Here is a 21002-nt window from a genome sequence, read left to right as displayed (position 1 = left end):
GCTACTCGGGCTTGCCGCCAAACAGATTGAGGATGCCTTTCTTTTCCTCTTCGGAGACGGCCGGGGCGCCATTGCCGGGAGGCGTGTCGGTGTTGTCCGGGCCCAGTTCCTTCACGCCAGTGCCAGAGGTGTATTCCTCGTAGAACCACTCGCCTCCCACGTTCACCACGCCTTCTGGCGGTGAGGGCTCCTCCACCGGTGCGTTACGCAGCGCCGTGCTCATGAAGTCAATCCAGACGGGCAGGGACAGACCTCCGCCCGTTTCCTTGTCGCCCAGTTTGCGTGGCTGGTCATGACCAATCCAGACCACGGCGACATTGTGGGCGGTGTAGCCGGCAAACCAGGCATCCATCGAGTCGTTGGTGGTGCCGGTCTTGCCGTAAAGATCCGGGCGTTTGAGTGTGGCTTGTGCCTTGGCCGCAGTGCCCGAGCGGGTCACTTCCTGCAAGAGGCTGCTCATGATGAAGGCATTGCGAGCGTCAATGGCACGCATGCTTTCGTCGAGCTGAGCGGGACGGTATTGAGCCAGCGGGTGCCCGCGTGAATCGGTCACCTTGAGGACCAACATGGGGTTCACGCGGTAGCCGCCATTGGCGAACACAGCGTAGGCATTGGCCATCTGCATGGGGGTCACCGAGCCTGCGCCCAGTGCCATGGTCAGGTAGGCGGGGTGCTTGTCGGCCTCGAATCCAAAGCGCGTGATCCAGTCCTGTGCGTACCTGGCGCCAATCGAGCGCAGCACCCGAATGGAAATCATGTTCTTGGATTTGGCCAGGCCGCGGCGCAAGGGCATGGGGCCTTCGAATTTGCCGTCATAGTTTTTCGGCTCCCATGCCTGGCTGCCGGTGGTGCCAGCATCAAAGAACAGCGGGGCATCGTTGACCACGGTTGCTGGTGTGAAGCCCTTTTCCAGTGCGGCGGAGTAGATGAAGGGTTTGAAGCTCGACCCGGGCTGCCGCCAGGCCTGCGTGACGTGATTGAACTTGTTGCGGCCGAAGTCAAAGCCGCCTACCATGGCGCGAATCAGGCCGGTGCGCGGATCCATCGAGACAAACGCGCCTTCGACCTCGGGCAATTGCTGGACGTACCACATGCCCTGCTTGTCCTGGTTGACGCGCAAGACGGCGCCGCGGCGGATCTGTTGTTTTGGGTTGGCCTTGTCGGTCAGCGAGTTGCCGACGGACTTCAAGCCGTCCGGACCGATTTCGATCTGCTCCCCGGATTGCAGCGCCACCACCAGCTTGCGGGGCTCCGCGTGCAGCACCACGGCGGCGCGGATGTCTTCGCTGTCCGGGTGTTCCTCCAGGGCTTCTGCCACGCGCACGTCAATCTGCCTGGGGTCGGCAGGCAGGTCGATGTAGGCCTCGGGGCCTCGCCAGGACTGTCGCCGGTCAAAATCCAGCAGGCCCTTGCGCAACGCCTTGTAGGCGGCCGTCTGCTCGGTCATGTTGATCGAGGTGTAGACGTTCAGCCCCCTTGTGTAGGCTTCATCGCCATACTGTTCGTGCATCAGCGATCGGGCGGCCTCCGCTGCATATTCCGCGTGTATCGGAATGGGGGCCTTGGTGCGGTAATGCAGTTGCTCGACCTTGGCTTCATCGCGTTGCTTGCCATTGATGAAGCCGTTCTCGAACATCCGGTCGATGATGTACTGCTGGCGAATGGTGGCCCGCTTGGGGTTGCGCACCGGGTTGTAGGCCGAGGGGGCTTTGGGCAGGCCGGCCAGCATGGCCGCTTCGGCGACCGTGATGTCCTTGATCGGCTTGTTGAAATACGTGTCGCAGGCGGCCGCAAACCCGTAGGCGCGCTGTCCCAGGTAGATCTGGTTCATGTAGAGCTCCAGGATCTGATCCTTGCTCAACAGGCTTTCGATCTTCAGCGCCAGCAGGATTTCATAGATCTTTCGGGTGAAGGTTTTTTCGGTCGGCAGGTAGAAGTTGCGCGCCACCTGCATCGTGATGGTGGACGCGCCCTGGCTGCGGGCTTCTCCGAAGTTGGCCAGGCCCGCGCGCAGAACGCCGACGTAATCGACGCCGCCGTGTTTGTAAAACCGGGCATCCTCAATCGCCAGCACGGCATCCCGCATCACCTTGGGAATTTCCGCAATCGGCAGGAAATTGCGTTTCTCTTCGCCAAATTCCCCAATCAAAACCTGATCAGCTGAGAAAACCCTCAACGGCATTTTGGGTTGATAGTCGGCCAAACCCCGGACTTCCGGTAAATTGGGATAGGCGACCGCCAGGCCAATACCGGCCAGAAGCAGGGCGCTGAGCGCACCCGCCAACCCCAGTCCGGCTAGAACAAGCAAGGGCTTGACGATCCAAAGCATCCACCAGGCTTGAGCGCGTGACGAGGCCGTATGGCCGGAACGGGGTTGCTTGTTTTGTTGATCGGTATCGCTCATGGGGACTTGCCGTAGAAGGTCCATTGATTATAGAAACCCTTGGCTGTCTCCTCCGTACACCAGCCTGATCTGGCGAATCGATCGCAATTTGTTGGTTTTGCAACCGCTTGTAAGGCGTGTGCATCTCGCAACGAGGTTGGGATTTATCCTGCTTTATTGGGTTTCATTGTGAAAAAGTTTACTGATAGCATTGAAGTGGTTTATTAACTTTCCAGCGCCAGCCTTGGCGCATGGGGGACGGTGTGAGCTTTCTTGACACGCTCTTGGGCCGCAAGCATCCGCCAATGATCGGACTGGACATCAGTTCATCGAGCGTGAAGCTGGTCGAGCTGAGCCAGACTGCGTCTGGCGAATTCATCCTGGATCGGTTTGCGTCCGAGCCCTTCGAAAAGGGCTGGATCGCCGATGGGCAGATCGAAAAATTTGACGAAGTGGCCGAAGCGGTTCGCAAGGTGGTCAACAAAAGCGGCACGCGTACCAAGCATGTGGCCATGGCCATGCCTCAATCAGCGGTGATCACCAAGAAGATCATGCTGCCCGCCGGTTTGCGCGAAGAAGAGATGGAAATGCAGGTCGAGGCCGAGGCCAACCAGTACATTCCCTTTTCGCTCGATGAGGTCAGCCTTGATTTCTGTGTGGTCGGCCCCAGCACCACCTCTGCGGGTGATGTGGAGGTGCTGATCGCGGCTTCTCGCAAGGACCGGGTGCAGGACCGTCAAGGTCTGGCCGAAGCCGCTGGCCTGAAGCCAGCCATTCTCGATATCGAATCGTATGCGTCGCGCCTGGCCATGCAGCGCCTGATTGGTGCCTTGCCAGGCGAGGGCAAGGACGCGCTGGTGGCCTTGTTTGAAATTGGTGCCGAGAACACCAGCCTGAAGGTCTTGCGCGACGACGAGTTGCTTTATGACCGTGACCAGGCTTTCGGGGGGGCGCAACTGACGCAACTGATCTCGCGTCAGTACGGTTTTTCCTTCGAGGAAGCAGAGTTGAAGAAGCTGTCAGGCGATTTGCCTGAAGACTTCCAGAACGCCATCCTGGGCCCATTTGTCGATAGCCTGTCTCAGGAAATCGGTCGAGCGCTGCAGTATTTCTTCACCAGCACCCCGCACCACAAGGTGCATTACGTGATGCTGGCTGGCGGCACCGCGACCCTGCCGGGTCTGAAGGACCGTGTCACTGAACTGACTGGATTTGCCTCCATGGTCGTCAATCCCTTCGAGGGCATGAAACTGGGGTCGGCCGTGCGAGAGAGCAAGCTGCGACGCGAAGCGCCGGCTTACCTGACTGCATGTGGTCTGGCCATGCGGAGGTTCCTCGCATGATCTTGATCAACCTCTTGCCTCACCGCGAGGAAAAGCGGCAACTGCGCAAGCAGGCCTTTTTTGTCGGCGTCGGCGTGTCCGTTCTGGCCGGTGGCCTGATCGTGGCCATGTGGTATGCCGTGCAACTGCGCATGATGGCCACACAGCAAACGCGCAATGAAATCCTGAACAGCGCGATCCACAAGCTGGACGATGAAATCAAGGACGTGTCGGCACTGAAGGCCGAAATCGATTCCTTGAAGGCACGCCAGCGTGCAGTGGAAGACCTGCAGACTGACCGCAACATGCCCGTCTATCTGCTCAATGAACTGGTTTCGCAAACGCCTGAAGGCCTCTATCTGACCGCCATTCACCAGAATGGTCAGACCGTGACGGTGTCTGGCTTCGCCCAGACCAACGAACGTGTTTCCGAGTTCCTGCGCAACACCAACAACAAGTCGACCTGGCTGGAACATCCCGAGCTGATCGAAATCAAGGCCGCGACCAACAACAGCAAGGATGCGCGCGACAACAAGCGCCTGTTTGACTTCGCCATGCGCGTGAGTCTCAAGCGCCCTGGCGAGGTGTCGAGTGCAGCAAGTGCAGCGTCTGCGCCCGGTGCGGCTGCATCCGGGGTCAAGCCACCTCAGTCAGCGGCCTCGGCCCCTGTGAAGTCTGGAGCCTGACGCCATGGCCAATCCAAATATCAATATCGATCTGAATGCCTGGTTTGAAGATGCGCAGCAGCAGTTTCGCGGGCTCAACCCCAACGAGCCAGGGCAATGGCCCATTCTGCCCAAGCTGTTGACCTTCCTGGTCACCGCGATCGTCGTCGTTGGCCTGGGCTGGGTGGCAATGCTGTCAGCACAGAGTGACGAGTTGCAGGCCGAGCGCGACAAGGAGCCTACCTTGAAGGAAGAGTACCGCTCCAAGGTGGCACAGGCCGTGAACCTGAGCGAACTGCGCAAGCAGCGCATTCAGGTTGAAGAGTACGTGAAGCAGCTTGAGAAGCAATTGCCCGGCAAGGCCGACATGGACGACCTGCTGTCCGACATCAACCAGGCGGGCCTGGGGCGTGGTCTCGAGTTTGACCTGTTCCGTCCCGGACAGGTTTCGGTCAAGGATTACTACGCCGAGTTGCCCATCTCCATCCGCGTGACAGGGCGCTTCCACGACATTGGTGCGTTCACCGCCGACATTGCCAATCTGTCGCGTATCGTGACCCTGCACAACCTCGTGATTGCGTCTGCTGCCAAAGACAAGGATCCGCAGGGCAACCTGTACATGGAAGCAACCGCACGAACCTATCGTTATCTGGATCAGGCTGAGATCGATGCCATGCGCGCTGACAAAGCCAAACAGAAGAAAGACAAGGGGGACAAGAAATGAAAAGCCCCCAACGTTGGATGATCGCTGCCGCGGCCCTGTTGTCTTTGACAGCCTGTAGCGGCGAAGAAGATGAATTGCAGGCCTGGATGGACCAGCAGCGTCATGAGGTGCACCCCAGTGTGCAACCCTTGTCGCCACCCCAGAAGTTCAATCCGCAGGTGTACACCGGTGCAGATGGTGTGGAGCCTTTCAGCAACCAGAAGCTGACGGGTGCGCTCAAGCAGGAAGCTCGTCAGCCCAATTCTGCTGTGGCCGCTGAACTCAGTCGGCGCAAGGAGCCTCTGGAGGCATTCCCCTTGGACAGCATGAACATGGTGGGCAGCGTCAATCGCAAGGGCGTGCCCTACGCACTGCTCAAAGTCGACAACCTGCTCTATCAGGTGAAGGTTGGCGAATACCTGGGGCAGAACTACGGGAAGATCACCAAGATCACCGAAACCGAAATCACCTTGCGTGAAATTGTGCAGGACGCCGCTGGCGAATGGATCGAGCGGCCGACGACCTTGCAGTTGCAGGAAGGCGGTAGCCGATGAAAACGAATCTGGAGATGATGACTATGAAACCGTGGCGTGTTGCTTTGGCCGGGCTGACCTTGGCGCTGGTCTCGCCGCTGACCTGGGCCGCCGCGGCGATTCAGGCGATTACCAGCACCCAGCAGGCTGGTTCGGACGTGATCCGTATTGATCTGTCCGAACCCCTTGCGACCGTGCCAGCCGGTTTCGTCGTGCAGACGCCACCTCGTGTGGCAATCGACCTGCCCGGGGTCAGCAATGGTCTGGCACGCAACTCGGTGGAGATCAACCAGGGCAATGTGCGCTCAGTCAATGTGGTGCAGGCTGGAGAGCGTACACGACTGGTGCTCAATTTGCGGCAGTCCACGACGTACCGCGCCCAACTGGAGGGCAAAAGCCTCCTGTTGATTCTGGATTCCGGCGCCAATCAGCCGGCCCCGGCTCCAGTGGCTGCCAACAGTGCTGCTGCGAGTACCGGTGCAGGCAAGGCACCAGCGAAGGCCGATGACACGGTGCGGTTTGCCGAGAACAAGAATGTCAGCCCACTGGCCCTGAAGGACATCGATTTCCGCCGTGGCCAGGATGGCGCCGGTCGTGTGGTCGTTGAATTGCCCAACAACCAGGTCGGCGTGGACATCAAGCAGCAAGGTCAGAGCCTGGTGGTCGAATTCGTTCGCGCCTCGCTGCCCGAGCGTCTGCGTCGTCGCTTTGACGTGATGGACTTCGGCACGCCTGTGCAGTCCGTGTCGGCCAGTCAGGTGGGCGAGCGTGTCAAGCTCGTCGTGGATCCCAAGGGCGACTGGGAGCACTCTGCCTACCAGAGCGATAACCAGTTCGTGCTGGAGGTGCGTCCTCGCAAGGTTGATCCGAACAAGCTGACACAAGGCCCTGGTTACTCGGGCGAAAAGCTCTCGCTGAACTTCCAGAACATTGAAGTGCGTGCGCTGTTGCAGGTCATTGCTGACTTCACCAACTTCAACGTGGTGACCAGCGATACCGTGACGGGCAACGTGACCCTGCGCCTCAAGGACGTGCCTTGGGATCAGGCCCTGGACATCATCATGCAGGCCAAGGGCCTGGGTGTGCGCAAGTCCGGCAATGTGCTGTGGATCGCGCCCAAGGACGAGATCAACGCCAAGGAAAAGATCGACCTGGAGGCCAAGGCTCAGGTGGCTGCGCTCGAGCCTCTGCGTACGCAGTCTTTCCAGTTGAACTACACCAAGGCTGAGGAAATTGCAAAGGGCCTGACTGGCACCAACTCTGGCGGTAGCGGTGGTGGTGGCGGTACTGCGGCCCGCATTCTGTCTCCACGTGGCAGTGTGATTTTCGAGACCCGCACCAACCAGCTGTTTGTCAACGACATTCCCTCGAAGCTGGAAGAAATCCAGCAGATGATCACCAAGATCGATATTCCTGTTCGGCAGGTGTTGATCGAGGCTCGCATTGTCGAGGCCAGCGACACGTTCGGTCGCTCACTTGGTGTGCGTCTGGGTGCGCTGGACATGCGTGGTCTTCGCAGTGGCACGCCTGGCTTCAGTGTGGGGGGCGACAACCGTGTGGCGATCACCGGTACTTATCAAGGGGTTGGCGAGCAGACCTTGCAAGCTGCAGCGACATCTGGCAGCTATACACCCAACTCTTACTTTGTGAACTTGCCCAGCGGTGGGTTCAACGGATACACGGCTTCTTCCGTCGCGTTGTCCTTGTTTGGCGCCAGCGCCAACCGGTTCTTGAATCTGGAGCTTTCCGCGCTGGAGTCGGATGGCAAAGGCAAGATCGTGTCCAGTCCACGGGTGATCACGGCAGACCAGGTCAAGGCCTTGATTGAACAGGGTACTGAACTGCCTTATCAGACAGCTACCTCAAGTGGTGCGACGGCCATCGCCTTCCGCAAAGCCAATCTGAAGCTGGAGGTGACGCCGCAGATCACACCTGAAGGCAGCATCATTCTGGATGTGGATGTGAACAAGGACAGCGTCGGACAAGTGACCAATGCAGGTTACGCGATCGATACCAAGCACGTTCAGACGCAGGTTCTGGTCGAGAACGGCGGTACGGTCGTGATCGGCGGTATTTTCCTGCAAAGTGAAAACAGCACCGATACCAAAGTGCCTTTCCTTGGTGACATTCCCGTGTTGGGCCATCTGTTCAAGTCCAATACCAAACGTGCAGATCGTTCGGAACTGCTGATTTTCCTCACCCCCAAGGTGGTGACGGAGAAGACCGGGATGCGTTGAGTTCCTGCCGTTTGTGATGGCATGATTCCCACAAGGGAGAGATGAATATGAAGTTGAAGACGAGCGTATTGATTTTGGCCGCTGCCGCGGTTTTGTCGGCCTGCGGTGGTGGCGGGGGTTCTCCTGGAACGTCGCCGTTTGGCAGCAAGTCCAGCAGCGGCGCTACGGCGACCAGTGCCGCTGCATCGCTGGCTTTGTCCTTGAGTGCCTCCAGCGTGTTGGACACGGATACCGGTGGGGTGACGGTCACGCTGACCGCCACTGACTCCTCGGGCAAGACTGTGTCTGGCGTCAATGTTTCCTATAAGGTCACCGGCGGTAACTACACCCAGGATTCGTCGACGACCGACAGCAAGGGCGAAAACACCATCACCGTCAAGCTCGGGTCCAACAAGGCGAACCGAACCATCACGATTGTAGGTACTGATGGTACAAATACTGCAACGGCCTATCTGACGGTGACGGGTGCCAAGATCAGTTCAACCGCCAATCCTTCGGTGGTCGCACCTAATGGGTCGGGCAGCGTGATTTTCAGATTGCTGGATGCGAGTTCAAACGCATTGGCGTCACAGGCCATTGAAATCCAGACCACTGCTGGCGCTACGGCGACCGGTACAACAGATGCCAATGGACAGTACACCTACAACTTCCAGGCACCTGCTTCAACTGGGACCTTGACGGTCACTGCCACAGCCGGTGGTGTGACCACGACACAGGATGTTCAGATCCAGTCGTCAGGCAACTCGATCCCAGATTCAAGCACACCCACACAAGCCACTCTTGAGGTCAATCCATCGGTTGTGTCGGTCAATACGACTGGATCTACAGCCAATTCATCGACCATTCGGGCTTTGTTCAAAGGTTCGGCCAACAATGCACTGGCGAACGTGCGTGTGAAATTCGATCTGGCCGGAGACCCTAACTCAGTAGGCGGGTCGTTGAGTGCCTCCGAGGTCTATACCGATGCGGATGGTTATGCCATTACATCCTATGTTCCTGGAACCAGATCATCTCCAACGGATGGCGTGACTGTTCGTGCATGTTGGGGTACTACTGGTGCGCCTTCTGCAGTGGTTTGCTCGTCAGGTAATACGTTGACAAAAACGCTCACTGTGACGTCGGAAGCTGTGTCTGTGACGGTGGGTACCGATGAGAACGTCTATACCGACGTCGACCTGTTGTACTACCGTCGGTTCGTTGTTCAGGTGGTGGACGGTGCCGGGAATCCTCGTGCCGGCGTCACTATTTCGCCCTCTATTGACTTGTTGCGTTACGCGAAAGGCTCATTCAGTAAAACGACGGCTTGGACCCTGGATGGTTTATACGAATGCGTCAATGAGGATCTGAACCGCAATAGCGTCCTTGCTCCATCGGAGGATGTCAACCACGATCAAGTGATGGAACCTCGAAAAGCGGATGTCTCTGTTTCGTTTGAGAACTCGGCTTTGGGTGGAAAGACGGATGCAAACGGTCGCATTGTTCTCCGAGTGATTTATCCACGGACACATGCCAACTGGGTCAAGATGGCATTGAATGTGTCTGGCTCGGTTAACGGCAGTGAAGGTCGAGCAAGCTGGATCGAATGGCTGCCTTATCCTGCGACAGGGCTCACAGGTGCGGGTGCGCCAGCCTTCGTGGTCAGCCCCTACGGTTCGATTTATGCCGATGTGACGCTGTCGGCCTCTCGCACGCTGCCTGATGGCACTGTGAAGAGTTCTGGTGCAGTGTTGACGCCTTGTGAAAATCCTGCGCCACCCAATGAACTGACGCAATGACATTGGCCATAGTGCACGTGGCCTTGCGTGCATGTCGCAAGGCTCGATGTACATGAGTTACTCGCCATGATGAATAGGACGGATCGGCTTGGCCGGTCCGTTTTTTTTGCAGTCAGCACAGCGAATTGGCCTCTGTCTTCATCGATGTTGTGCGATGCATCTTTCTGTCAGGCAGGGTATCAACCCTTTTTTGAACCGAGCAGTTGGTTTTCCGACTACATAACATCGTCCCCAGTGGCCCATTGCCCCTTCGTGGCAGCGGGTGAAGTCCCTGAAAGCAGGGTAGAACTGAAGGGCGAATTGTTATGTTCTGGAAAGCACTTGGTGCCGGTCTTGCCTTGGTCTCTGTCTTGACCGCCTGTGGCGGCGGGGGGGGCAGCAACGCCAGCACGCCGTTGTTCTCGACATCCGGCAGCAGTTCGACTTCCACGGGTTCCAGTGGTACTTCCTCAAGCGGTACGACCACGGTGACATCCAATGCGTCGGGTTCTGTCGTACTGTCCTTGTCCAGCGACACCATCAGTGCCTCACAGCCTGGTACGGTGACAGCAGTGGTCAAGGACTCGGCAGGTCTGCCTATTGCGGGCGCGCTGATTCAGTTCAGTTTGTCTGGTACCGGTGCCACGGCCCTGGCGGGGCTTGCGCCAGAATCAGCGCTGACAGATGCCTCGGGGCAGGCTGCGACCACTTTGACACCGCTTTCTGGTGCCACAACGGGCGCGGCCTATGTCAGTGCCAGTGCCGACACCGCAGCTGGAACCCTCACGGCCAGAAAGGCGTTTTCGGTCAGCGCTACCAACGTGAGTCTGAGTGGCGTGTCCCTCTCGCCATCCAGCATCAATGGCTATAACACTGCTTCCATCAACATCTCGGTGGCGGGGGCCAGCAGCACCACGCCTGTGACCGTGAATGTCTCGTCGACATGCACGACCACGGGCAAAGCCACGATCTCGCCGACGTCCTTGACACTCACGGGCTCGAGTGGCTCAGTGACGTATCAGGACAAGGGCTGTGGCTCTGCCACGGGCAGCGGTAGCGCCACGGATCGCGTGAGTGTGCAGATCGTCGGTACCACCCAGCAACGATATGCCGATCTGACGGTGGCCGCGCCTGTGACGCAGGGCATTCAGTATGTGTCGGTCGACAACCCGACAATCTGTCTGGTCGGTACGGGGTGCCCCAGTGTGGCGAATGTGGTCTTCAAGGTGGTGGACCAGACGGGGGCAGCGCAGCAAGGTGTGCTGGTGGACTTCAGCTTGAGCAACAGCGCCGCGACGCTTGGCTCGACTTCCGGTGTGACGGCTTCTGATGGGCAGGTGTCGGTGGCCGTTGCGAGCAAGAGCACGCCTACGCCAATTCGTGTAGCCGCACTGGTGCATGGAACGAGTCTGCAAACGGTGTCCAACACCCTGACGATTTCCGGTGGCTTGCCCGTTGCCGGTGATGACAGCAGGCATAACGGCATCTCGTTTGCGCCAACGAAGTATGGCTTGAATGGCAATGCGGACGGTGATTACGCCGTACTCAGCCTTCATCTGACGGATCGATATGGTGCGCCAGCAGTCAATGGGACGGTGGTCAACCTGGTGTCGGATGGCGGAACGGTGGTGCCCGCCTATTGCGTGACAACGGACGGTGCGTGCAATGTGAAGCTCGTTGTCACCAACCCCAGACCGCAAACCGGACGCGTTCATGTGGTCGCCTACGCGAACGGCCAGGAGTACTTTGTCGATACCGATGGCGATGGCATTCACGACAACGGTGAGAGCTATGAAGATGTGGCCGCTGCAGTTTGCCTGGACAAGAACGAGAACGACAGTTGCGATGTCACGGAGTTCATCGTGGGCGACATCAACGCGCCGGATGTGGGCAACGGCGCCTGGGACTCGGGTGGTGGTGCGTTCGCCCGCCTGCAAAGAACGCTCTACTTCACGAGCACGGCTTATGCGCCGCGACTGTATGCCGCGAGTGGTGGTGTCTGCACCAATGTCCTGGCGACCAACACGGATCTGACGGTAGCCATGAGTGGTGCCGCGCGCGCTTCCATTCAGTTCTGTGTTCGCGATGCCAATTCGGATGCGGATACGCTTTACGGCGGCAACCCGATTGCAACCGGCTCGACCATCGTCGGTACACCGACCATGGCCAACGCAGAGGTCACCATCAGCAATTCGCCTGTACCTTCCGTGCTCATTGGCCCGACCGTTCACACGCTGACGGTGAAGAACACCTCGACGACCAGCCCTCAACCGGCATTGTCCAGCGGCACGGCGGACCTGACGTTCAATATGGACGGCAATACCTTCACGCTCAGGAATGTCGTTACCATTACCCCTTGATCCTGGTTGATTGAGCGGATGGGCAAATGATCATTTCACTCGTGGGTTTGCCCGGTGGCGGCAAGTCCACCGTAGGTCGGCAACTGGCCAAGCGCATCGGTGCGCGGTTTCTCGACTCCGATGCTGTGTTGGAAGAGCGAATCGGTATGCCGATCCGTCAGTTCTTCGAGCAGTTTGGCGAGGCTGCGTTTCGTGATCACGAGGAAGCGGTGATCGACAGTCTCACGGCTCAGTCCAGTGATGGGGCCCTTGTGTTGGCAACGGGTGGCGGGGCCTTGTTGCGGCCTGTCAATCGCGAGCGGCTCAAGGCCCGCACAACCGTCGTCTACCTGCGCTCCACGCCCGAGGAGCTGTATCGTCGGCTCAAGCACGACACGCAGCGTCCCTTGCTGCAGGTGGCCGATCCGCTGGCCAAGTTGCGCGAGTTGTACGAGCAACGGCATCCCTTGTATGAGCAAACGGCCCATTACTGCGTTGACACGGGGCGGCCCTCGGTGGCCACACTGGTCAACATGATCATGATGCAGCTGGAAGTGGCCGGGGTACTCAGACCCGACGCATGAAAGAAAAAGGGACCTTGATCAAGGTCCCTTTAAGGTGCTGCACTTGCCTGCCTGGCTGAGACTCAGTCCAGCTTGAGTTGCTTGAGGTACGCTCGGAACCATTCACCTACTTGCGCGTGTTGCAGTGCCAGCTCGACGTTGGCCTCCAGGAAGCCCTCCTTGCTGCCGCAGTCGTAGCGCTTGCCTTCGTACTGGTAGGCGAACACCTTCTCGAGGTTCAACAAGCCGGCAATGCCATCGGTCAGCTGGATCTCGTTGCCCACGCCGCGTGGTTGCGAGCGGATCTGTTCGAACACCGCAGGCGTCAGGATGTAGCGGCCGGCCACACCCAGGCGCGACGGCGCATGTTCAGGCGCGGGCTTTTCGACAATCTTGGAGATGGCCATCACGCGCTCGGACACTGGTGTGCCAGCCACAATGCCGTAGCGCTTGGTGTGTTCCGCGGGCACTTCCTGCACAGCCAGGATGGAACCTTGCAGCTCATTGAACTGGTCGACCATCTGCTTGAGGATGGGGGTCTGGCCGACCATCAGGTCGTCGGCCAGCAGCACCGCAAAGGGCTCGCCGCGAACCAGGCGTTCACCACACAGCACGGCGTGGCCCAGGCCCAGGCTCTTGGGCTGGCGCACGAACACGCATTCCATGTCATTGGGCTTGATGGACTGCACGGTCTTGAGCAGTTCCAGCTTGCCAGCGTGCTCCAGTTCGTATTCCAGTTCGAACGCGGTGTCGAAATGGTCTTCGATCGGGCGCTTGTGGCGACCAGTGACGAAAATCATTTCGCGGATGCCCGCGTCATAGGCTTCTTCAACCGCGTACTGGATCAGTGGCTTGTCCACTACAGGCAGCATCTCCTTGGGCTGGGCCTTGGTGGCAGGCAGAAAGCGGGTACCGAGGCCGGCGACTGGGAAGATGGCCTTTGTGATGCACATGAAACTGCTCCTGTGTGACTGGCCGGGATTGTGTCACCGGCATGGTCATGCTGTGTAACGAAGCGTCCCCTGCTTTTTAGGGGGGATGCCTCATTCATGGGGGGCCAAAATGGGCATTCAGCCCAGTCTTTGGAACTGGCTTTGCAGGCGCTCGAGTGTGGCCGTGAAATCCGTCACACGTTGCTTCTCCTGTTCAACGACCGCTGCGGGGGCACGGGCCACGAAGCTTTCGTTGCCGAGCTTGGCGTTGGCCTTGGTGATTTCGCCTTCGAGTCGGGCGATCTCTTTGGACAAGCGTGCCTTCTCGGCTTCAACGTCAATTTCCACGTGCAGGGCCAGGCGGGCTTCGCCTTGCACCGCCACCGGCGCCATGGACGTGGCTGCTGCAAAGGCCGCTTCGTCCAGGATCTTCACTTCACTGAGTTTGCCCAGTGCCTTGAGGATGGGGGCAGCCTGCGTGATGAAGTCGGTGTCACCGGTGGTCAGCATGGGCACGCGCTCGGCGGGTGACAGGTTCATCTCGCCGCGCAGATTGCGGGCGGTGCCAACCAGGGCCTTGAGCTTGCCCATCCAGGCGTCAGACTCGGCGCACACACGCTCCATGTCCGGCACGGGGTAGGGGGCCAGCACGATGCTGTCGTCGGAGTCAGCCTGTTTGCGGCCGGCCACAGGTGCCACCACTTGCCACAGCTCTTCGGTGATGAAGGGGGTGATGGGGTGCAGCAGGCGCAGCACCGTTTCGAGCACACGGATCAGCGTGCGGCGGGTGCCACGTTGCTGCGCTTCGTTGCCCGACTCCTTGGCCACGTTGAGCTGGGTCTTGGCGATTTCGATATACCAGTCGCAGTACTCGTCCCAGACGAACTGGTAGATCGCGTTGGCCACGTTGTCGAGGCGGAACTCCTTGAAGCCTTGCTCGACAGCCGCTTCCACGCGTTGCAATTCGCTGACGATCCAGCGGTCGGCAGGGCTGAAGTACAGATAGCCGTTGGCGGCGCACTGGCCGGGCTCGTGCTTGACGAGGCCACAGTCCTGGCCTTCACAGTTCATCAGCACGAATTTGGTGGCGTTCCAGAGCTTGTTGCAGAAGTTGCGGTAGCCCTCGCAGCGCTTGCTGTCGAAGTTGATGCTGCGGCCCAGGCTGGCCAACGCCGCGAAGGTGAAACGCAGGGCGTCGGCACCGTAGCCCGGGATGCCTTCGGGGAATTCCTTTTCGGTGGCCTTGCGGACCTTCGGCGCAGTCTCGGGCTTGCGCAAGCCGGTGGTGCGCTTGTCCAGCAGCGGGGCCAGTTCGATGCCGTCGATCAGGTCGACCGGGTCGAGCACATTGCCTTCGGACTTGGACATCTTCTGGCCCTGTGCATCGCGCACCAGACCGTGGATGTACACGTGCTTGAACGGCACCTTGCCCGTGAAGTGCTTGGTCATCATGATCATCCGGGCAACCCAGAAGAAGATGATGTCGTAGCCGGTGACCAGCACCGAGGAGGGCAGGAACAGGTCCATCTCCTTGGTCTGTTCGGGCCAGCCCAGTGTGGAGAAGGGTACCAGGGCCGACGAATACCAGGTGTCCAGCACGTCTTCGTCACGCGTCAGTGTGCCTTCGTAGCCGGCGGCCTTGGCGCGCACATGGGCTTCTTCTTCCGTGCGGGCCACGAAGATTTCGCCGTTGCTGCCGTACCAGGCGGGGATCTGATGGCCCCACCACAGCTGGCGCGAGATGCACCAGTCCTGGATGTTCTTCATCCACTGGTTGTAGGTGTTGACCCAGTTCTCGGGGACGAACTTGACCTCGCCGGACTCGACTGCTTCGATGGCCTGTTCGGCGATCGACTTGCCTTGTGCACCGGGCTTGGTCATGGCCACGAACCATTGGTCGGTCAGCATGGGCTCGATGATCTGGCCGGTACGGGCGCAGCGCGGCACCATCAGCTTGTGTTTCTTGACCTCGACCAGCAGGCCTTCGGCTTCGAGCTGGGCGACCAGGGCCTTGCGGGCCACGAAGCGGTCCAGGCCGCGATAGGCCTCTGGAATCTCTTCGAGGTGCGACACCACCTGCGCATCCAGCGTGAAGATGGTGATCATCGGCAGGCCGTGGCGCTGGCCGACCTGGTAGTCGTTGGTGTCGTGCGCGGGCGTGACCTTCACGACACCGGTGCCGAACTCCTTGTCCACGTGCTCGTCGGCGATCACGGGCACCAGTCGGCCGGTGATGGGCAGCTTGACCAGCTTGCCGATCAGGTGGGTGTAGCGCTCGTCTTCGGGGTGGACCATGACGGCGGTGTCGCCCAGCATGGTTTCAGGGCGGGTGGTGGCCACGACCAGGGTCTCACCGCTGCCATCGATCGGATAGCGGATGTGCCACATCGAGCCGTCTTCTTCCTCGCTTTCGACTTCGAGGTCGGACACGGCGGACTTGAGGATCGGGTCCCAGCTCACCAGGCGCTTGCCGCGGTAGATCAGACCTTCTTCGTACAGCTTGACGAAGGTGTCGCTCACCACCTTGGACAGCTTGTCGTCCATGGTGAAGTACTCGTGCTCCCACGAGACCGAGTCACCCATGCGGCGCATCTGCTGAGTGATGGTGGAGCCGCTTTGCTCCTTCCATTCCCACACCTTGGCGACGAAGTTCTTGCGGCCCAGGTCATGACGTGACTGGCCCTTTTCCTGCAACTGGCGCTCCACCACGATCTGCGTGGCGATGCCGGCGTGATCGGTACCGGGCACCCACAGGGTGTTGTGGCCCAGCATGCGGTGGTAGCGCGTCAACGAGTCCATGATGGTCTGGTTGAAGGCGTGGCCCATGTGCAGCGTGCCCGTGACATTGGGCGGCGGCAACTGGATGCAGAAGGATGGCTTGGCGGCATCCAGGGTGGGCTTGTACAGACCGCGCTGCTCCCACTGGGGGCCGTATTTGGCTTCAATCGGGGCGGGGTCGAAGGATTTGGCGAGTTCGGTCATGGTGTTGGAGGCTCGTGGGCGCCATTTCTGGGCCAAACCGCGATTTTAGGTCGGCTCTGGCCTCCGGGGGGCGGTTTGCGAGCGTTCCGTCGCCAAGTAGCTGGCAAATGGGCTGAGCCGGGGCTTCATGTCGCTTTCATGCGGTGGATCAAAAACCATCGGTTTTGATGTCGCAGTGTGGTCTTAGGTGTTGGCGTTGAAAGATTCGCGATCTAGGATGAGGCAAGGTCAGTCAATTGACTGATATGGGAATCCAAGGCGTTAGGAGGCTTTCATGTACGAACATTTGTTGGTGCCCGTGGATGGCAGCGAGTTGTCGAACAAGGCGATCGAGCACAGCATCGGCCTGGCCAAGATGCTGGGTGCGGCCATCACCGGGTTCACGGCCGAACCGCCCTTGCCCGTGCTGGTGGTCGAGCAGGCGGCCGTGGCTTATGACGTGGCCACGTTTCAGGAGCACGAAAAGCGCTGTGAAGCCCATGCCCGCGAAATCCTGGAGGCCTTTGCGGCCAAGGCCAAGGAGGCCGGGGTGCATTTTGATGGTCAGTTCATGATCACCGACAACGTCCAGCAGGGCATCGTGGACACCGCTCAGCGCCAGGGGTGCGATCTGATCATCATGGCCACGCATGGTCGCCATGGCCTGGATGCCCTGATTCACGGTTCTCTGGCCAAGAGCGTGCTGGCGCACAGTCAACTGCCTCTTTTGATCCTACATTGATTTCATCGACTGAAAAAGGAGAGCGACATGAGTGAATTGACAACAGCCCAGAAGGACAAATTGATGGCTGACCTGCAACTGGTGATGGCCGATGCCGAGGCCTTGCTGGCTGCGACGGCGGGTGATGCCGGTGCTGGTGTGGCCGAGTTGCGCAACCGTGTGCAGGCTACCTTGTCCAGCGCCAAGACGGGCCTGATCGAAGCCCAGGCTGCCGTGGTGGACAAGGCCAAGGCAGCCGCCAAGGTGACCGACGAATACGTCCACGAGAACCCCTGGAAGTCCATCAGCATCGCGGCGGGTGCCGGCTTGTTGATCGGGCTGCTGCTGGGACGTCGATGAATGAGTGAGTCACCGCAAGGGGCTGGCGCGGCTGGCGGCGCAGACGGGGCGCGCGGGCGGCTGATGTCGTCCGTGCAGGGGCTGGCCGCCACCTTGACGGCCATCCTGCAGACCCGTCTGGCGTTGCTGGCCACCGAGGTCGAGGAAGAAAAGCAGCGCTTGCTGGGCGTGCTGGCCTGGGGTGCCATCGCCATTCTGATGGGCACGGTGGCCAGCGTCTTTCTGGCCGCTTTCATCACGGTGCTGTTCTGGGACACGCACCCGATGCTGGTCCTGGGCGGTTTGACGCTGGCGTTCGCTGCGGCCTGCCTGTGGGCCGTGAGGCGCGTCAACGCCATCACCAGTTCGCCCGAAGGCATGCTGGCGGCCTCGCTGGCCGAATTGCAGGCCGACCAGGAAGCCTTGTTGGCGGCCGCCAAGGGGCCATCCACAGAAGGCAAGGTGTGAGGATCATGTCGGCTCGCCTGTCTGAACTGGCTCTGAAAAAGCGCATGCTCCAGCAGCGCAGCGCGGTGTTGCGCCACACCTTTGCACTGCAGGTCAACGCCAGGATCGCCCCCATGGCGGACATGGCTGACCGTGCCCTGTCTACGGGCAGGTGGTTGGGCCGGCACCCCTATTGGCTCGTGGCTGCCAGCGTGGCGCTGGCGGTGTGGCGTCCCAAAGGCGTGGCGCGTCTGGCGGGGCGTGGTTTGTGGCTGTGGCAGACCTGGCAGCGCCTGCAGCCTGTGGTGATGCCACTTTTGCTGCGGCTGGATCAGGCCCGCAAGGCGCCACGGGATCACGATGACGACAAGGCATTGAACAAGGTGCCGATCAAGGAATGACAACGATGCGCATGACGTTTTTCGGTGCCACCGCCACGGTGACTGGCTCCAAGACCCTGGTGGAGGTCGGTGGCCTGAAGCTGCTGGTGGACTGTGGCATGTTCCAGGGTTTCAAAACCCTGCGAGAGCGCAACTGGGCACCTTTGCCTTTTGATCCGGCCAGTCTGGATGCCGTCTTGCTGACCCACGCGCACATCGATCACAGTGGCAGCCTGCCGCTGCTGACGAGGCAGGGCTTCAAAGGGCCCATCTGGTCCACCGCCGCCACGGCAGACCTCGCCGAGGTGCTGCTGCAGGACACGGCGCATCTTCAGGAAGAAGAAGCCTACTTCCGCAATCGTCATGGCAAGACGCGCCATCAGCCCGCCGAACCCCTGTATACCGTCAAGGACGTGAAGGCTTGTCTGAAGCACTTCAAGCGTGTGGCCTCGGATGGCGTGATCGACCTGGGGCAGGGCGTGCGTGTGCGCTTTTCTCCGGCTGGCCACATCCTGGGCGCCGCCAGCATCGCCATCGAATACCAGGGCAAGACGGCCTTGTTCTCCGGGGATCTGGGGCGTGACGATGACCTGGTCATGGTGCCGCCGCAGACGGGTTACAAGGCCGATTGGGTGGTCATCGAGTCCACCTACGGTGATCGCCTGCATCCCGCCATGGACCCCATCGAGAAACTGGGGGATGTGGTGCGTCGCACGGCAGCGCGTGGTGGCGTGGTCATCATCCCGGCATTTGCCGTGGGCCGCACGCAAGGGCTGCTGTATGCGCTCTATCGCCTCAAGGAGGCGGGTGCGATCCCGAACATACCGGTGATCCTGGACAGCCCGATGGGGATATCGGCTACGGGCCTGTACGAGCGCCATCGCGCCGAACATCGCCTGACCGAGGCGGAATGCCAGGGCATCCACCACATGACGCGTTTCGTGCGCGACGTGGAGGAGTCCAAGGCGCTGCTGCGTCAGCACTACCCCATGGTCATCATTGCCGGCAGTGGCATGGTGACTGGCGGGCGAGTGCTGCATCACATCGAGCATTACGGGCCTCAGTCACGCAACTCGATCGTGCTCAGTGGCTTTCAGGCCGGCGGCACGCGGGGTGCCTCCCTGGCTGCGGGCGAGACGTCCATCAAGCTGTTTGGCGAGTACGTGCCCATCCGCGCCGAAGTGACACAAATAGAGGGCCTTTCGGCTCATGCCGATCAGGCTGGCTTGCTCAACTGGCTCAAGGGCATGGCGCAAAAACCGGAGCACGTGTTCATCAACCACGGTGAGCCGCAGGCCGCCGATACCTTGCGCCTGCGCATCCAGGAGAAGCTGGGCTTGAACGCGAGTGTCCCGGATTACAAGGATTCGGTGGATCTGACTTGACCTGCCGCAAAGCCGTGGGCGCGTGAGGCCGTTACCTTCTGGGCCATTCCATTTTGAACGATGCCCATGATGCAAGAGACGCTCGATCACGCTGCCACTCCTTCCGCGCACATTGATGCCGCCCTGGCCTGCAAGCTGGGGGACAGCGGGCTCAAGAGCATGAAGCTGGGTGGGCGTGACCTTCTGCCCATCGTTCAAGGTGGCATGGGCATTGGCGTGTCGGCCCATCGGCTGGCGGGCAGTGTGGCGGCCATGGGAGGCATGGGCACCATCTCCTGCGTGGACATCCGTCGCCATCACCCTGACCTGATGGCACGCACGCAAGGCTGGTCATCGCGCGTGGGGCAGGACGACGCCACACGCGACGAGATCAACAAGGCGAATCTGGAAGCGGTCGAGCGCGAGGTCAAGGCTGCACGCAAGCTGTCTGATGGACGCGGCCTGCTCGCCATGAACGTGATGCGCGCCGTGAGTGATTACGCCGGCTATGTGAAGCGCTCGCTGGAGGCTGGCATCGATGCCGTGGTGGTGGGCGCAGGCCTGCCCCTGGATCTGCCGGATCTGGCCCAGGATCATCCCAAGGCCTTGCTCATCCCGATCCTGTCTGATTCACGTGGCGTGCAGCTGATCATCAAGAAGTGGGAGCGCAAGAAGCGTCTGCCTGATGCCATCGTGATCGAGCATCCACGTCTGGCGGGTGGTCACCTGGGCGCGGCAAAGATCGCCGATCTGAATGACCCACGTTTTGACTTCGAGCGTGTGATTCCGGAAGTGCTGGCCTTCATGCGCTCGGCCGGGATCGAGAAAGACATCCCCTTGATTGCCGCGGGCGGCATCCGCACTCGTGAAGACATTCAGCGTGTGCAGGACCTGGGCGCTGCAGGTGTGCAGTTGGGTACGCCCTTCGCGGTCACGACGGAAGGTGACGCGCACCCGGAGTTCAAGCGTGTGCTGGCCGAGGCCCGTGACGAGGACATGGTGGAGTTCACCAGCGTGGCAGGCTTGCCGGCCCGCGCGGTGGCCACCCCCTGGCTCAAGGCCTATTTGAAGATCGAGTCCAGGCTGCAGGCGGTGACCCACGCCAAGAAGCGTTGCACCAAGGCGTTCGATTGCCTGGCGCAATGCGGGCTGCGTGATGGCTTGCCGGGCTGGGGGCAGTTCTGCATCGACAACCAGCTGGCTGCGGCCATGCGGGGCGATATCAAGAAGGGCTTGTTCTTCCGCGGCACAGGCGCCTTGCCTTTTGGCAGTCAGATCCGCAGCGTGCGTGAACTGATGGAGCGCTTGCTGACCCGTGAGGAAGCCATGGCACTGGCTGCGGCGGCCTGATGCGGCTTG

Annotated in this window: 17 protein-coding genes; 14 read left to right on the top strand and 3 right to left on the bottom strand. The window is 60.2% G+C overall.

Annotation, left to right across the window (positions count from 1 at the left end):
* Nucleotide 1: 1 nt before the first annotated feature.
* Nucleotides 2-2404: a penicillin-binding protein 1A gene (locus VFW93_RS01880; protein ID WP_414639559.1), complete on the bottom strand. Its 2403-nt coding sequence runs from the start codon at nt 2402-2404 to the stop codon at nt 2-4.
* A gap of 284 nt (nt 2405-2688) precedes the next feature.
* Between VFW93_RS01880 and VFW93_RS01875 the strand changes: the two genes are divergently transcribed.
* From VFW93_RS01875 to VFW93_RS01840, 8 genes are all read left to right on the top strand, one after another.
* Nucleotides 2689-3726 (top strand): pilus assembly protein PilM, encoded by a 1038-nt coding sequence (locus tag VFW93_RS01875; RefSeq protein ID WP_414639558.1) that lies wholly within the window; start codon nt 2689-2691, stop codon nt 3724-3726.
* Nucleotides 3723-4391, top strand: a complete 669-nt coding sequence (locus VFW93_RS01870; RefSeq protein WP_329692292.1) for a PilN domain-containing protein — start codon at nt 3723-3725, stop codon at nt 4389-4391. Before VFW93_RS01875 ends, VFW93_RS01870 begins: the two co-directional genes overlap by 4 nt.
* A 4-nt stretch (nt 4392-4395) precedes the next feature.
* Complete coding sequence (locus VFW93_RS01865) at nt 4396-5094, top strand: type 4a pilus biogenesis protein PilO (protein ID WP_329692291.1); 699 nt, start codon at nt 4396-4398, stop codon at nt 5092-5094.
* Entirely contained in the window at nt 5091-5627 is a 537-nt protein-coding gene (locus VFW93_RS01860) for a pilus assembly protein PilP (protein WP_329692290.1), read from the top strand. Before VFW93_RS01865 ends, VFW93_RS01860 begins: the two co-directional genes overlap by 4 nt.
* A 23-nt stretch (nt 5628-5650) precedes the next feature.
* The gene (gene pilQ / locus VFW93_RS01855; RefSeq protein ID WP_329692289.1) at nt 5651-7843 is read left to right on the top strand and encodes a type IV pilus secretin PilQ; all 2193 of its coding nucleotides are present in this window, start codon (nt 5651-5653) and stop codon (nt 7841-7843) included.
* Between the two features lie 41 nt (nt 7844-7884).
* Nucleotides 7885-9618, top strand: coding sequence for an Ig-like domain-containing protein (locus VFW93_RS01850; protein WP_329692288.1), 1734 nt, complete (start codon nt 7885-7887; stop codon nt 9616-9618).
* A gap of 338 nt (nt 9619-9956) precedes the next feature.
* Nucleotides 9957-11957: an Ig-like domain-containing protein gene (locus VFW93_RS01845; protein WP_329692287.1), complete on the top strand. Its 2001-nt coding sequence runs from the start codon at nt 9957-9959 to the stop codon at nt 11955-11957.
* A gap of 26 nt (nt 11958-11983) precedes the next feature.
* Nucleotides 11984-12520, top strand: coding sequence for a shikimate kinase (locus tag VFW93_RS01840; protein WP_329692286.1), 537 nt, complete (start codon nt 11984-11986; stop codon nt 12518-12520).
* A 62-nt stretch (nt 12521-12582) separates the two neighbouring features.
* On the opposite strand, the gene galU is transcribed toward VFW93_RS01840, so the two are convergent.
* Together galU and VFW93_RS01830 are read right to left on the bottom strand one after the other, a co-directional pair.
* Nucleotides 12583-13452, bottom strand: coding sequence for a UTP--glucose-1-phosphate uridylyltransferase GalU (gene galU, locus VFW93_RS01835; RefSeq protein WP_329692285.1), 870 nt, complete (start codon nt 13450-13452; stop codon nt 12583-12585).
* Nucleotides 13453-13569: 117 nt separating this feature from the next.
* The gene (locus tag VFW93_RS01830) at nt 13570-16413 is read right to left on the bottom strand and encodes a valine--tRNA ligase (RefSeq protein ID WP_329692284.1); all 2844 of its coding nucleotides are present in this window, start codon (nt 16411-16413) and stop codon (nt 13570-13572) included.
* A gap of 274 nt (nt 16414-16687) precedes the next feature.
* Here VFW93_RS01830 and VFW93_RS01825 point away from each other — a divergent pair, with 274 nt between their 5' ends.
* From VFW93_RS01825 to VFW93_RS01800, 6 genes are all read left to right on the top strand, one after another.
* Entirely contained in the window at nt 16688-17134 is a 447-nt protein-coding gene (locus VFW93_RS01825; RefSeq protein WP_329692283.1) for a universal stress protein, read from the top strand.
* Nucleotides 17135-17161: 27 nt separating this feature from the next.
* Nucleotides 17162-17473 (top strand): DUF883 family protein, encoded by a 312-nt coding sequence (locus tag VFW93_RS01820; protein ID WP_290677368.1) that lies wholly within the window; start codon nt 17162-17164, stop codon nt 17471-17473.
* Nucleotides 17474-17920: a phage holin family protein gene (locus VFW93_RS01815; protein WP_329692282.1), complete on the top strand. Its 447-nt coding sequence runs from the start codon at nt 17474-17476 to the stop codon at nt 17918-17920.
* Nucleotides 17921-17925: 5 nt separating this feature from the next.
* Nucleotides 17926-18300 carry a YqjK family protein gene (locus VFW93_RS01810; RefSeq protein WP_329692281.1) on the top strand — a complete coding sequence of 125 codons (375 nt, stop codon included), beginning with the start codon at nt 17926-17928 and terminating at the stop codon, nt 18298-18300.
* 5 nt (nt 18301-18305) lie between these two features.
* Nucleotides 18306-19664, top strand: coding sequence for an MBL fold metallo-hydrolase (locus tag VFW93_RS01805; RefSeq protein WP_329692280.1), 1359 nt, complete (start codon nt 18306-18308; stop codon nt 19662-19664).
* 69 nt (nt 19665-19733) lie between these two features.
* Nucleotides 19734-20993 carry an NAD(P)H-dependent flavin oxidoreductase gene (locus VFW93_RS01800; protein WP_414639560.1) on the top strand — a complete coding sequence of 420 codons (1260 nt, stop codon included), beginning with the start codon at nt 19734-19736 and terminating at the stop codon, nt 20991-20993.
* Nucleotides 20994-21002 lie beyond the last annotated feature (9 nt).

The sequence above is a fragment of the Aquabacterium sp. genome, assembly GCF_036279675.1.
Lineage (GTDB): Bacteria > Pseudomonadota > Gammaproteobacteria > Burkholderiales > Burkholderiaceae_C > Aquabacterium.
The sequence above is the reverse complement of the archived record's forward strand: the minus strand, read 5'-3'. Positions and strand labels throughout refer to the sequence as shown.

What these genes read in the sequence shown, in the direction of transcription:
- VFW93_RS01880 (WP_414639559.1), bottom strand. Translation starts at nt 2,404, where the DNA reads ATGAGCGATACCGATCAACAAAACAAGCAACCCCGTTCCGGCCATACG.
- VFW93_RS01875 (WP_414639558.1), top strand. Translation starts at nt 2,689, where the DNA reads ATGATCGGACTGGACATCAGTTCATCGAGCGTGAAGCTGGTCGAGCTG.
- VFW93_RS01870 (WP_329692292.1), top strand. Translation starts at nt 3,723, where the DNA reads ATGATCTTGATCAACCTCTTGCCTCACCGCGAGGAAAAGCGGCAACTG.
- VFW93_RS01865 (WP_329692291.1), top strand. Translation starts at nt 4,396, where the DNA reads ATGGCCAATCCAAATATCAATATCGATCTGAATGCCTGGTTTGAAGAT.
- VFW93_RS01860 (WP_329692290.1), top strand. Translation starts at nt 5,091, where the DNA reads ATGAAAAGCCCCCAACGTTGGATGATCGCTGCCGCGGCCCTGTTGTCT.
- pilQ (WP_329692289.1), top strand. Translation starts at nt 5,651, where the DNA reads ATGAAACCGTGGCGTGTTGCTTTGGCCGGGCTGACCTTGGCGCTGGTC.
- VFW93_RS01850 (WP_329692288.1), top strand. Translation starts at nt 7,885, where the DNA reads ATGAATATGAAGTTGAAGACGAGCGTATTGATTTTGGCCGCTGCCGCG.
- VFW93_RS01840 (WP_329692286.1), top strand. Translation starts at nt 11,984, where the DNA reads ATGATCATTTCACTCGTGGGTTTGCCCGGTGGCGGCAAGTCCACCGTA.
- galU (WP_329692285.1), bottom strand. Translation starts at nt 13,452, where the DNA reads ATGTGCATCACAAAGGCCATCTTCCCAGTCGCCGGCCTCGGTACCCGC.
- VFW93_RS01830 (WP_329692284.1), bottom strand. Translation starts at nt 16,413, where the DNA reads ATGACCGAACTCGCCAAATCCTTCGACCCCGCCCCGATTGAAGCCAAA.
- VFW93_RS01825 (WP_329692283.1), top strand. Translation starts at nt 16,688, where the DNA reads ATGTACGAACATTTGTTGGTGCCCGTGGATGGCAGCGAGTTGTCGAAC.
- VFW93_RS01820 (WP_290677368.1), top strand. Translation starts at nt 17,162, where the DNA reads ATGAGTGAATTGACAACAGCCCAGAAGGACAAATTGATGGCTGACCTG.
- VFW93_RS01815 (WP_329692282.1), top strand. Translation starts at nt 17,474, where the DNA reads ATGAGTGAGTCACCGCAAGGGGCTGGCGCGGCTGGCGGCGCAGACGGG.
- VFW93_RS01810 (WP_329692281.1), top strand. Translation starts at nt 17,926, where the DNA reads ATGTCGGCTCGCCTGTCTGAACTGGCTCTGAAAAAGCGCATGCTCCAG.
- VFW93_RS01805 (WP_329692280.1), top strand. Translation starts at nt 18,306, where the DNA reads ATGCGCATGACGTTTTTCGGTGCCACCGCCACGGTGACTGGCTCCAAG.
- VFW93_RS01800 (WP_414639560.1), top strand. Translation starts at nt 19,734, where the DNA reads ATGCAAGAGACGCTCGATCACGCTGCCACTCCTTCCGCGCACATTGAT.